Origin of the sequence: Streptomyces sp. SDT5-1, from assembly GCF_052245995.1 — a bacterium.
Lineage (GTDB): Bacteria > Actinomycetota > Actinomycetes > Streptomycetales > Streptomycetaceae > Streptomyces.
This window is the reverse complement of record NZ_CM125963.1, coordinates 4,368,075-4,380,410: the sequence shown is the minus strand read 5'-3', so window position 1 is coordinate 4,380,410 and position 12,336 is coordinate 4,368,075. Positions and strand designations below refer to the sequence as shown.

8 protein-coding genes are annotated in these 12,336 nt (G+C 70.5%); 7 read left to right on the top strand and 1 reads right to left on the bottom strand.

Annotation, left to right across the window (positions count from 1 at the left end; all coding sequences use genetic code 11):
• Positions 1 to 44: 44 nt before the first annotated feature.
• Positions 45 to 1,127: an inositol-3-phosphate synthase gene (locus ACTWJ8_RS20160; RefSeq protein WP_356386525.1), complete on the top strand. Its 1,083-nt coding sequence runs from the start codon at positions 45 to 47 to the stop codon at positions 1,125 to 1,127.
• Positions 1,128 to 1,250: 123 nt separating this feature from the next.
• Positions 1,251 to 2,513: an MFS transporter gene (locus ACTWJ8_RS20155; RefSeq protein ID WP_356386528.1), complete on the top strand. Its 1,263-nt coding sequence runs from the start codon at positions 1,251 to 1,253 to the stop codon at positions 2,511 to 2,513.
• A gap of 71 nt (positions 2,514 to 2,584) precedes the next feature.
• Here ACTWJ8_RS20155 and ACTWJ8_RS20150 read toward each other — a convergent pair whose 3' ends face one another.
• Positions 2,585 to 4,033 (bottom strand): CCA tRNA nucleotidyltransferase, encoded by a 1,449-nt coding sequence (locus ACTWJ8_RS20150; RefSeq protein WP_356386531.1) that lies wholly within the window; start codon positions 4,031 to 4,033, stop codon positions 2,585 to 2,587.
• 194 nt (positions 4,034 to 4,227) lie between these two features.
• Between ACTWJ8_RS20150 and ACTWJ8_RS20145 the strand changes: the two genes are divergently transcribed.
• The 5 genes from ACTWJ8_RS20145 to ACTWJ8_RS20125 all read left to right on the top strand — a co-directional run bounded on the left by ACTWJ8_RS20145 (position 4,228) and on the right by ACTWJ8_RS20125 (position 12,327).
• Positions 4,228 to 6,612 carry a DUF6049 family protein gene (locus ACTWJ8_RS20145; RefSeq protein ID WP_356386534.1) on the top strand — a complete coding sequence of 795 codons (2,385 nt, stop codon included), beginning with the start codon at positions 4,228 to 4,230 and terminating at the stop codon, positions 6,610 to 6,612.
• Positions 6,613 to 6,657: 45 nt separating this feature from the next.
• The gene (murJ, locus tag ACTWJ8_RS20140) at positions 6,658 to 8,904 is read left to right on the top strand and encodes a murein biosynthesis integral membrane protein MurJ (RefSeq protein ID WP_356386537.1); all 2,247 of its coding nucleotides are present in this window, start codon (positions 6,658 to 6,660) and stop codon (positions 8,902 to 8,904) included.
• 120 nt (positions 8,905 to 9,024) lie between these two features.
• The gene (locus ACTWJ8_RS20135; RefSeq protein WP_443259937.1) at positions 9,025 to 10,746 is read left to right on the top strand and encodes a serine/threonine protein kinase; all 1,722 of its coding nucleotides are present in this window, start codon (positions 9,025 to 9,027) and stop codon (positions 10,744 to 10,746) included.
• A gap of 34 nt (positions 10,747 to 10,780) precedes the next feature.
• Complete coding sequence (gene sigM, locus ACTWJ8_RS20130; protein WP_356386543.1) at positions 10,781 to 11,494, top strand: RNA polymerase sigma factor SigM; 714 nt, start codon at positions 10,781 to 10,783, stop codon at positions 11,492 to 11,494.
• On the top strand, positions 11,491 to 12,327 hold the full coding sequence (locus ACTWJ8_RS20125; protein ID WP_443259936.1) for an anti-sigma factor family protein: 837 nt from the start codon (positions 11,491 to 11,493) through the stop codon (positions 12,325 to 12,327). Before sigM ends, ACTWJ8_RS20125 begins: the two co-directional genes overlap by 4 nt.
• The last annotated feature ends 9 nt before the right edge of the window (positions 12,328 to 12,336 follow it).

Below are 12,336 nucleotides of genomic sequence, written 5' to 3'. Positions count from 1 at the left end.
AGTCCGGTCAGGACTTCACCGAGTACACACAGGGAGCAACCGGAATGGGTTCGGTTCGCGTAGCCATCGTCGGCGTGGGCAACTGCGCCGCCTCGCTGGTGCAGGGCGTCGAGTTCTACAAGGACGCCGACCCGGAGACCAAGGTCCCGGGCCTGATGCACGTACAGTTCGGCGACTACCACGTCGGTGACGTCGAGTTCGTCGCCGCGTTCGACGTCGACGCGAAGAAGGTCGGCCTGGACCTCTCGGACGCCATCGGCGCCTCCGAGAACAACACCATCAAGATCTGCGACGTCCCGAACAAGGGCGTCCAGGTCCAGCGTGGTCACACCCTCGACGGTCTCGGCCGCTACTACCGCGAGACGATCGAGGAGTCCTCCGAGGCCCCGGTCGACGTCGTCCAGGTCCTCAAGGACAAGCAGGTCGACGTCCTCGTCTGCTACCTGCCCGTCGGCTCCGAGGACGCGGCGAAGTACTACGCGCAGTGCGCCATCGACGCCAAGGTCGCCTTCGTCAACGCCCTCCCGGTCTTCATCGCCGGCACCAAGGAGTGGGCGGACAAGTTCACCGAGGCCGGCGTGCCGATCGTCGGTGACGACATCAAGTCGCAGGTTGGCGCGACCATCACGCACCGCGTGATGGCGAAGCTCTTCGAAGACCGCGGTGTCCGCCTCGAGCGCACGATGCAGCTCAACGTCGGCGGCAACATGGACTTCAAGAACATGCTGGAGCGCGACCGCCTCGAGTCGAAGAAGATCTCGAAGACGCAGGCCGTCACCTCGCAGATCCGCGACCGCGAGCTGGGCGAGAACAACGTCCACATCGGCCCGTCCGACTACGTCGCGTGGCTCGACGACCGCAAGTGGGCCTACGTCCGCCTCGAGGGTCGCGCCTTCGGCGAGGTCCCGCTGAACCTGGAGTACAAGCTCGAGGTCTGGGACTCTCCGAACTCCGCGGGTGTCATCATCGACGCCCTGCGCGCCGCGAAGATCGCCAAGGACCGCGGCATCGGCGGCCCGATCCTCTCCGCGTCCTCGTACTTCATGAAGTCCCCGCCGGTGCAGTACTTCGACGACGAGGCCTACGAGAACGTCGAGAAGTTCATCAAGGGCGAGGTCGAGCGCTGACCTTCCCCTGAAGGACGGTCCGGCTGTTTCACGTGAAACAGCCACCGCCTGAAGGCTGTTGGGCCCCCGGGTCGCACCATGCGTGCGAGCCGGGGGCCCACCTCATGTGTGAGGCTGTGCACCATGGCTGTCGTCCGTGACCTGCGCGTACTTCTGCGCCTGCACGACTTTCGGCGTCTGCTGACGCTGCGGCTGCTCTCCCAGGGCGCGGACGGCGTGTATCAGGTGGCCCTCGCCACCTATGTGGTGTTCTCGCCGGAGAAGCAGACCTCGCCCGCCGCGATCGCCTCCGCGATGGCCGTGCTGCTGCTCCCGTACTCGCTGGTGGGTCCGTTCGCGGGCGTGCTCCTCGACCGCTGGCGTCGCCGCCAGGTCTTCCTCTACGGCAACCTGCTGCGGGTCCTGCTCAGCTCCGTGACGGCCGCCCTCATGCTGAGCCACGCGCCGGACTGGCTCTTCTACGCCTCCGCGCTCTGCGTCACCGCGGTCAACCGCTTCGTCCTCTCCGGGCTCTCGGCCGCGCTGCCCCGCGTCGTCGACGAGGAACGCCTCGTGATGGCGAACTCCGTCTCACCGACCGCAGGCACCCTCGCGGCGACGCTGGGCGGTGGCCTCGCCTTCGGCGTCCGGCTGATCGCCTCGGACTCCGACGCCGCGGTCGTCCTCATCGGGGCGCTGCTCTACCTGTGCGCGGCGCTGGCCTCCCTCCGCATGGACGCGGAACTCCTCGGGCCCGAACCGGAGTTGATCCGGTCACGGCTCGGCGCCGCACTGGCCGGCACCGTCCGCGATCTCACCTCCGGCGTCCGTCATCTCGCCTCGCGTCCGCTCGCCGCGCGCACGCTCGCCGCGATGACGGTGATGCGGTTCTGCTACGGCGCCCTGCTCGTCATGGTGCTCATGCTGTGCCGGTACGCATGGTCGTCCACGGAGTCCGAGGGGCTCGCCCTGCTCGGCCTCGCCCTCGGCATCTCGGGCGCCGGCTTCTTCGTCGCGGCCGCCGTCACGCCGGCCGCCGTGGGGCGGCTGGGCGCGTCGGGGTGGATCGTCCTCTGCGCCGGGGCCGCGGCCGTGCTGGAGCTCGCGCTCGGCCTCAGCTTCGAGCCCGGGCCGATCGTGGTGGCCGCGTTCGTCCTGGGGCTGACCACCCAGGGCGCGAAGATCGCCACCGACACGGTCGTGCAGTCGTCGGTCGACGACGGCTTCCGCGGCCGGATCTTCTCCGTCTACGACGTGCTGTTCAACGTCTCCTTCGTCGGCGCGGCCGGAGTGGCCGCGCTGATGCTGCCGCCGGACGGCCGCTCGGTCCCGCTCGTAGTGCTGGTGGCGCTCCTCTACGCGGCGACCGCCGTGCTGCTGCGGAGACGGGGGCCCCGTTTCACGTGAAACATGCCCTCCGCGGAAACGCCGTCGGGCTCTGTTTCACGTGAAACAGAGCCCGACGGATGACGTCTCTCTCAGTCCTGCGCGCTGTTGGCCCACCACTCCTTGAGCGCCGACACTGCCGCGTCGTGCTCCATCGGTCCGTTCTCCAGGCGCAGCTCCAGCAGGAACTTGTACGCCTGCCCGATCACCGGACCCGGGCCGACGTCGAGGATCTCCATGATCTGGTTGCCGTCGAGGTCGGGCCGGATGGAGTCCAGCTCCTCCTGCTCCTGAAGCCGCGCGATGCGCTCCTCCAGGCCGTCGTAGGCGCGCGAGAGGGCATTGGCCTTCCGCTTGTTGCGCGTCGTGCAGTCGGAGCGGGTCAGCTTGTGCAGCCGGTCGAGGAGCGGCCCAGCGTCCCGTACATAACGACGCACGGCGGAGTCGGTCCACTCGCCGGTGCCGTAGCCGTGGAAGCGCAGGTGCAGCTCCACGAGGCGGGAGACGTCCTTCACCAGCTCGTTGGAGTACTTGAGCGCGGTCATGCGCTTCTTGGTCATCTTCGCGCCGACCACCTCGTGGTGGTGGAACGAGACGCGGCCGTCCTTCTCGAAGCGGCGGGTGCGCGGCTTCCCGATGTCGTGGAGCAGAGCGGCGAGCCGCAGCGTCAGATCGGGGCCCTCGGTCTCCAGCGCCATGGCCTGCTCGAGCACGATCAGCGTGTGGTCGTAGACGTCCTTGTGCCTGTGGTGCTCGTCACGCTCCAGGCGCAGGGCGGGCAGCTCGGGCAGCACGTGGTCCGCGAGGCCGGTCTCGACGAGCAGCGTCAGGCCCTTGCGCGGGTGCGCGGACAGGATCAGCTTGTTGAGCTCGTCACGCACCCGCTCGGCGGAGACGATCTCGATGCGGTCGGCCATGGCCTTCATGGCGGAGACGACCTCGGGGGCGACCTCGAAGTCGAGCTGCGCCGCGAAGCGGGCGGCCCGCATCATGCGCAGCGGGTCGTCGGAGAAGGAGTCCTCCGGGGTGCCGGGCGTGCGCAGCACCCGCTCGGCCAGGTCCTTGGTGCCGTCGTGCGGGTCGATGAACTCCTGCTCGGGGAGCGCCACGGCCATCGCGTTGACGGTGAAGTCCCGGCGGACCAGGTCCTCCTCGATGGAGTCGCCGTACGACACCTCGGGCTTGCGCGACGTGCGGTCGTACGCCTCGGACCGGTACGTCGTGACCTCGATCTGGTAGCCGTCCTTCTGGCAGCCGACCGTGCCGAACGCGATCCCGACCTCCCACACCGCGTCGGCCCACGGGCGGACGATCTTCAGTACGTCCTCGGGGCGGGCGTCGGTGGTGAAGTCCAGGTCGTTGCCGAGCCGGCCGAGCAGTGCGTCCCGCACCGAACCGCCGACCAGGGCGAGAGAGAACCCGGCCTCCTGGAATCGACGGGCGAGGTCGTCCGCGGCGGGCGCGACCCGCAGCAGCTCGCTGACCGCGCGGTGCTGCACCTGGCTCAGGGCGGTGGGGGTGTCTTCATTGGCGTTCGGCACAACAGGACAGGGTACGTGGCCCGGGCGGCCCGAACCGAACCGTTTGCCGGGCCCGCGACCGGAGCGCAGGGACGGCCCCCTACTCTTGCCCCACGATCAGCCCGGGCAGACCGTGGCACTGAGCCACAGTGCTCCTCGTTACCATGCGTGGACACATCTGCGACCACCGACGACGACGAGGGACGGACGACCACGTGGCCGAGGCGGCAGACTTCCCAACGGTGAGTCCCTCACCTGCCCGGCGCATGCTGCGGCGCACCGGAGCCCTGCTCGCGGCCGCGCCGCTTCTTGCGTCGCTGCCGCTGCTGCCCGCCGCCGCGCCGGCCGGCGCCGCCACCAAGGCCACCGCCGCCTCCGCCCCGACCGGCACCAGCACGGTCGACGTCGCGGTGAACTCCCTCACGCCCAGCGCGCCGACGGACGGCGACACCGTCCGCGTCACGGGCACGGTGACGAACAAGGGCAAGCAGACCGTCACCGACGCCCACGTCGGATTGCGGGTCGGCACGTCCTACAACGGCCGGACGGCGGTCGACAACGCGGCGAAGCACAGCACCGGCGGCGCCGTCGACGGCAATGAGGTATCCGCCAAGTACGGAAAGAAATTCGCCAAGTTGGCGCCCGGTGTCGCACAGGACTTCACGCTGTCCGTGCCGGTCAAGGCGCTGCACCTCGGCGCCGACGGCGTCTATCAGCTCAGCGTCGCCCTCATGGGGCAGACCGCGGCCCAGCCGTACCAGCACACGCTCGGCATCCAGCGGACGTTCCTGCCCTGGCAGCCGGGCAACGCGGACACGAGCACGAAGACGACGGCCCTGTGGCCGCTGATCTCCGACTCGCACCTCACCGCCGAGACGGGCGCCAACGAGCAGCAGACGCCGGTCTTCGACGACAACGACCTGGCGAAGCAGATCGGCCCCGGCGGCCGCCTCCAGCAGATGCTGGCGCTCGGCAGCGAGCTCGACGTGACCTGGGTGGTCGACCCCGACCTGCTGGCCTCGGTCGACGCCATGACGGAGTCGTACAAGGTCAAGGGGCCCGACGGAAAGGTCAGGGCCGGCAGGGACCAGGCGGCGGCCAAGCAGTGGCTCAGCGACCTGGAGAACGCCGTGCAGGGCCAGAAGGTCGTCACGCTCCCGTTCGCGGACCCGGACCTCGCCTCGCTCGCGCACACGGGCACGAAGGTCACCGGCTCCCTCGGCCACCTCAAGGACGCCACGGACGCCGCCAACCTCGCCGTGCAGACGATCCTGCACACGAAGCCGGACACCTCGTACGCGTGGCCCGCCGAGGGCGCCGTGGACGGCGACATCGTCAAGGTCGCCACGTCCGCGGGAGCCGACAAGATCATCGCCCGCAGCGACCACTTCCCGGAGACCGGCGGCCTGTCGTACACGCCGTCCGCCGCACGGCCGATCGGCGGCGGCGCCACGGCCGTGGTCGCCGACGGACGGCTGTCGACGGCGTTCCAGGGCGACATGACGGGCGCCGAGAACTCCACGCTCGCCGTGCAGCGGTTCCTGGCGCAGTCGCTGATGCTGAACATGCAGACGGACAAGCAGCGCAGCGTCGTCGTGGCCCCGCAGCGGATGCCCACGGCGAGTCAGGCCCAGGCCATGGCCAAGGCGCTGCACGCGCTGCAGGACGGCACCTGGTCGCAGTCCCAGACGCTGACGGACGCCGTGCAGGCGAAGCCCGACGCCGGGGCCACCACGCGCGTCCCGCGCTCGTACCCGTCGTCGCTGCGCAAGCAGGAGCTGCCGCGGTCGGCCTTCGAGCAGATCCAGGCGACCCAGCGCGAGCTCGAGAACTTCAAGGTCGTCCTCACCGACCAGTCCCGCGTGGTGACGCCGTTCGGCCGGGCGATGGACCGGGAGATGTCCACGTCGTGGCGGACCGAATCGCGTGCCGGTGAGAACTTCCGGAACGGCGTCTCCTCCTATCTGTCGGGGCTCACCAAGCAGGTGCGGCTGATCGACAAGTCCGAGGTGAAGCTCTCCGGGCGCAGCGCGACCATCCCGGTGTCCGTGCAGAACAACCTGTGGCAGGACGTCGATCATCTGACGCTCCGCCTCACGTCCGGCAACGGCACCCGTCTCAAGATCGGCGACGACACCTTCCAGGACCAGGAAGTGAAGATCGCCAGCGGCCACAGCCAGTCCGTGAAGTTCACGACGACGGCCAAGGCGACGGGCCCGATCTGGGTGCACGCACAGCTCTACACGCAGGACGGCGAACCGTACGGCGACCCGCTCGCCTTCAAGGTCGACGTCACCGAGGTCACCCCGACCGTGATGCTCGTCATCGCGGGCGGTGTCCTGCTGCTCGTCCTGGCCGGGTACCGGATGTACCAGCAGCGCAAGCGCGCCGCCGCCGCGCAGCCCGCAGACGACACTCCCGACGACGGCGGAACCGCCGCCGCGGAGGGCGAGGCGGACGACACACCGGACGACGGGCCGGACGGGGACTCGGAGGCCGACCCGCGGGCAGATGTTCCGCAGCAGCCGAGTGACCCGACGGCTGACACCGCTCCCGAAAGCACGGCCCCGTCGGGCACGGGTGAGAGAGTGGACCGTTGAGCGATGTCGGGGCCGCTGGGCCGGGGACGATGAGGTGGGGTAACCATGAACGCGCCGTACGACGGTGAGCGTGGCCACGGCTCGGGCGGCTCCGCCTCGGGCGACGGCCGGCCGTACGCCGGTTCACCACAGCCCGAGGGGCAGGTGCCGCCGCCGCAGCCTGCCCCCGACGCGTATCCGCAGGACGCGTACCTTCAGGACGCCTACGAGCAGGATCCGTACCGGGCGCACGATCTGACCGCCCAGGACCCGGTGACCGAGGCGCTGTACGACCGCGCCGCGCACCCGCCGCCGCCCCCGGGCACGTACGAGGACCAGCAGCCGCTGTACGCGCCGCCGCCCGCTCAGCAGCACCAGCCCGACCCCCGGGTGTGGGCGCACACGCCCGCGCCGGAGCCCGCGGGCCCCACCCAGCATCTTCCGTACGGCGACGACGCCCGTACGACGCAGTTCGTGGGCGTGGACGACCTGGTGACGCACTCCGCCGAGGAGCGCCACGAGCCGGACGCCTTCGCGCACCTGTACCGCGACCAGCAGCCGGGCAACGGCGGCGGTCGCCCGGCGGCCGAGCCCGTCGACAACCCGACGACCCAGCTCGGTCCTCCGCAGCCCCCGCCGCCCCCCGCGGCCACCCCCGCTGCGGCGCCCGCGCCGAAGAAGGGCGGGCGCGCCTCCAGCCTTCTGAAGTCGAGCGCGGTGATGGCGGCGGGCACGCTCGTCTCCCGCCTCACCGGCTTCGTCCGCACCATGGTGATCACCGCGGCGCTGGGCGCGGGGCTGCTCGGTGACACGTGGTCCGTGGCCTACACGCTGCCGACGATGATCTACATCCTGACCGTCGGCGGCGGCCTGAACTCGGTGTTCGTGCCGCAGCTGGTGCGCGCCATGAAGGAGGACGAGGACGGCGGCGAGGCCTTCGCCAACCGCCTGCTCACCCTCGTCATGGTGGCGCTCGCGGCCATCACCGCGATCGTCGTCTTCGCGGCACCGGTGCTGATCCACCTGATGTCGAACACGGTGGCAAGCGACGAGAACGCCAACAGCGTCGGCATCGCCTTCGCCCGCTACTGCCTGCCCACGATCTTCTTCATGGGCATCCACGTGGTGATGGGCCAGATCCTGAACGCGCGCGGGAAGTTCGGCGCGATGATGTGGACCCCGGTCCTCAACAACATCGTCATGATCTTCACGTTCGGCCTGTTCATCTGGGTCTACGGGACCGCGGCCGAATCGCAGATGGGCGTCACGACCATCCCGGACGAGGGCATCCGGCTCCTCGGCATCGGCACCCTGCTCGGCCTCGTCGTGCAGTCGCTCGCGATGATCCCGTACCTGCGCGAGACCGGCTTCCGGTTCCGCCTGCGCTTCGACTGGAAGGGCCACGGCCTGGGCAAGGCCGTGAAGCTCGCCAAGTGGACCGTCCTGTTCGTCCTCGCCAACCAGGCGGGCGTCCTGGTCGTCACGCAGCTCGCCACCGCGGCGGGCGAGGCGTCGCCGGTCGACGGCACCGGCATCATGGGCTACTCGAACGCGCAGCTGATCTGGGGCATGCCGCAGGCGATCATCACCGTGTCGGTCATGGCCGCGCTGCTGCCGCGCATCTCGCGCTCCGCCCACGACGGCGATCCGGGCGCGGTCCGCGACGACATCTCGTCGGGTCTGCGCACCTCGGCCGTGGCGATCGTGCCGATCTCGTTCATGTTCGTGGCGCTCGGCGTCCCGATGTGCACCCTGCTCTTCGGCTCCAGCGGCGTCGAGTCCGCCCAGTCCATGGGCTACATCCTCATGGCCTTCGGCCTCGGCCTCATCCCGTACTCCGTGCAGTACGTGGTGCTGCGCGGCTTCTACGCGTACGAGGACACGCGCACGCCCTTCTACAACACGGTCATCGTCGCCGCGGTCAACGCCGCCGCATCGGGCATCTGCTACCTGATCCTGCCCGCCCAGTGGGCCGTGGTCGGCATGGCACTCTCGTACGGCATCGCCTACGCGATCGGCGTCGGTGTCGCCTGGCGGCGCCTGCGCAACCGGCTCGGAGGCGACCTGGACGGCGCGCACGTCGTGCGCACCTACGCCCGGCTCTGCCTCGCGTCGCTGCCGGCGACGGTCATCGGCGGCGGAATCGGGTACGCGGTCACCCGAGCCCTCGGCCACGGTGTGCTCGGCTCGATCGCGGCGCTGGTCGTGGGCAGTGCGGCACTGCTCGGGGTCTTCTACGTGGCGGCCCGCAAGATGAGGATCGAAGAACTGAATTCGCTGGTCGGTATGGTCCGAGGTCGTCTCGGCCGCTGAGTCGGCCGGAAGTGCGTGCAACCATCGACGGTCACCGCGTGTCGTGCATAGCACCGGACTGTGGGCACAATTGGCTTTGGCGTCGGAGTGAGCGCAACGGATGGGGAGGCAGGAACGACGGTGGCGGAACGGAGCACGGCTGCCGTCGACGTGGCCGACAACAGCGGTGACGAACCGCTGACCGCCAAGGCGGACAAGGCGGAGCAGGCCACGGCCGACGGGGTGGCCGATACCGGGGAGCAGGACGCGCCGGCGCGCGAGGAGGCCGCGGACACCGCGGAGACGGGGACGCATCTGAGCCCCGGGCCCGCCTCACCGCCCGATTTGCACAGCGGCCACAAGCTCGCCAGACGCTACCGGCTCGAGGAGTGCGTCACCCGTCTGGACGGTTTCAGCAGCTGGCGTGCGGTGGACGAGAAGCTCCGCCGCGCCGTCGGCGTGCACATCCTCCCCGCCGATCACCCGCGGGGCCGCTCGGTCCTCGCCGCCGCCCGCTCCTCCGCCCTCCTCGGCGACCCCCGCTTCGTCCAGGTCCTCGACGCGGTCGAGGAGAACGACCTCGTCTACGTCGTCCACGAGTGGCTGCCCGACGCGACGGAGCTGACGGCGCTGCTCGCCCTCGGCCCGCTCGAGGCGCACGACGCGTACCAGATGGTCAGCCAGGTCTCCCACGCCATGGCCGCCGCCCACCGCGAGGGCCTCGCGCATCTGCGCCTGACGCCGAGCGCCGTGCTGCGCACCTCCACCGGGCAGTGGCGCATCCGCGGCCTCGCCGTGAACGCGGCGCTGCGCGGCATCACCAGCGACACCCCGCAGCGCACCGACACCGAGTCCATCGGCGCCCTCCTCTACGCCTGCCTGACGCAGCGCTGGCCGTACGAGGACGACGCCTACGGCCTGTCGGGGCTGCCCAAGGGCGTCGGGCTCATCGCCCCCGACCAGGTGCGCGCCGGCGTCCACCGCGGGCTCGCGGAGCTCTCCATGCGCGCGCTGGCCAACGACGGGGCGACCGCCTCCCGCCAGGAGCCGGCGTGCACCACGCCGGAGGACCTGGTGAAGGCCATCGGCGAGATGCCGAAGATCCGCCCGCCGGAGCCCGCCTTCACGGCGCCGCCCGAGTACCAGCGGACCACGTACCAGCAGGGGAACTACGGCCGCCCGGCGCCCGCCGCCACGCAGCCCGTCTCCACTCCGCCGCCCCCACTGCAGAGCCGTACCGGCAAGGCCCTCAAGTGGGCCGTGTCCGCGCTGCTCATCGCGGCCCTCGGCCTGGGCAGCTGGCAGCTCGCGGACGCCCTCATGGACCGCGGCAACCCGGGCAGCTCCGGCTCCACGGACACCTCGGAGGACAACGACAAGGGCGCCAAGCCCGACGCCAAGCCGCTCTCCATCGAGAGCGCCAAGGAGTTCGTCGCCGAGGGCGATGCACAGGCTCCGGCCGACGTCGACAAGACCTACGACGACAGCAAGTCGACGTACTGGCGGACCAAGTCCTTCGTCGACGGTCCGAAGATGGTCATCAAGCCCGGCGTCGGCATCGTCTACGACCTCGGCTCGGCCAAGAACGTGTCGGCGGCCTCAATAGGGCTCCGCTACGGCGGCGACCACACCACGGTCTCGCTGTACGCCTCGCCGTCCCTCGACCCCGGCTCGGTGTCCGGTCTGAAGCAGATCGGGTCCAAGACGGATTCGAGCACCACCTCCGCGAAGATCGCGGCCAAGGACCCGGTCAAGACGCGCTATCTGCTCGTCTGGCTGACCGCGCTGCCCCACGCGGGCCAGGATGGCTACAGCAGCGCCGGCTACAAGCAGGGCATCACCGACGTGGAGTTCACCGGCTAGCGGGCACGAAGCGTCACGGGGAGGGGGTTCGGGAGTGCACGACGCCTACGGCGGAGCAAGCGATCAGGACCTCCTCTCCCGTCATGTGGCGGGCGACAAAGACGCCTTTGGTGAACTTGTCCGACGTCACAGGGACCGGCTCTGGGCGGTGGCCCTGCGCACCCTGGGGGACCGGGAGGAAGCCGCGGACGCCGTGCAGGACGCGCTGGTCTCCGCCTACCGCGCCGCTCACACCTTCCGCGGCCAGTCCGCGGTGACGACCTGGCTGCACCGCATCACCGTGAACGCGTGCCTGGACCGCGCCCGCAAGATGGCCTCCCGCAAGACCGCGCCCGTGGACGACGCCGACCGCCTGGACCAGCTCCTGGAGCCGCACGAGTCGGCGGAGGCCCCGGTCGAGCGCGGCGATCTGCACCGCCAGCTTCTGGAGGCGCTCTCGGTGCTGCCCGGCGATCAGCGCGCGGCCCTGGTCCTCGTCGACATGCAGGGCTATCCGGTGGCTGAGGCCGCCCGGATCCTCGACGTGCCCACCGGCACCGTCAAGAGCCGCTGCGCACGCGGTCGGGCCAAGCTGCTCCCCCTGCTGACGCACCTCCGCGCGGACAACGGAGGCGGGGGCGATGGCGAGAACCCGCCCCCGGGACGGAACCGGGCGCAGGGGACATCCGTCCCACCCGCAGCGGGGCCTCGTGACGGAACAGGACCTGGCGATTCGGCCGCGGTGAAGGGCGGAGGTGGGCGAGCGTGACATCCACGACAGACACGGCGGAGCACCCGGAGATCACCGAGATCTCCGAACTCGCCGAGGGCCTGCTTCCTCCTTCCCGTACGCACGACATCCAGCGGCATCTGGACGGCTGCGCCCTCTGCGCCGACGTCCTCGCGTCCCTGGAGGAGATCCGGGGCACGCTCGGGGCCGTCTCGGAACCGCCCCGGATGCCCGATGACGTCGCGAACCGGATCGACGCGGCCCTGGCCGCCGAATTCGACCGTGAGGCGGGCGCCGTTTTCGACGCGAGTCCTGTTTCACGTGAAACAGGGTCCGCAGCCACGGCCGACCGGCCCGGCGGGCATCCGCACGGCTCCACCGGCCCCGGGCGCAAGGCCCGACGCTCCCGGCGCCGCACCGGTGCCGTCCTCGGCGCCGTTCTGACGGTCACCGCGGTCGGTGTGGGGGCGCTGCTCATCCAGCCCGACGACGAAGGCACGCCGACCGCGACCAAGAGCCACGCCGCGTCGACCTTCGCCGAGGACACGCTGGAGACGAAGGTCACGAAGCTGCTCGGCTCCTCGACGTTCGGCACCCGGGACAAGGGCCCCAGCGCGCAGGGCACCAATGCTCCGATGGAGAAGCGGGCCCCCGCGGTCCCGCCGTGCGTCCAGCTCGGCACCCACCGGAACGAGGACCCCATCGCCTCGGAGACCGGCACCTACGAGGGGAAGAAGGCCTACCTCGTCGTGCTGCCCCACAAGACCGATGCCGCTCACCAGGTCACGGCCTTCGTGGTGGACGCCTCCTGTGTCGGCAAGCCCGCCTCCACGGGGAAACTGCTGTACCAGCACTCCTACGACCGCGGCTGAGGCACGCCC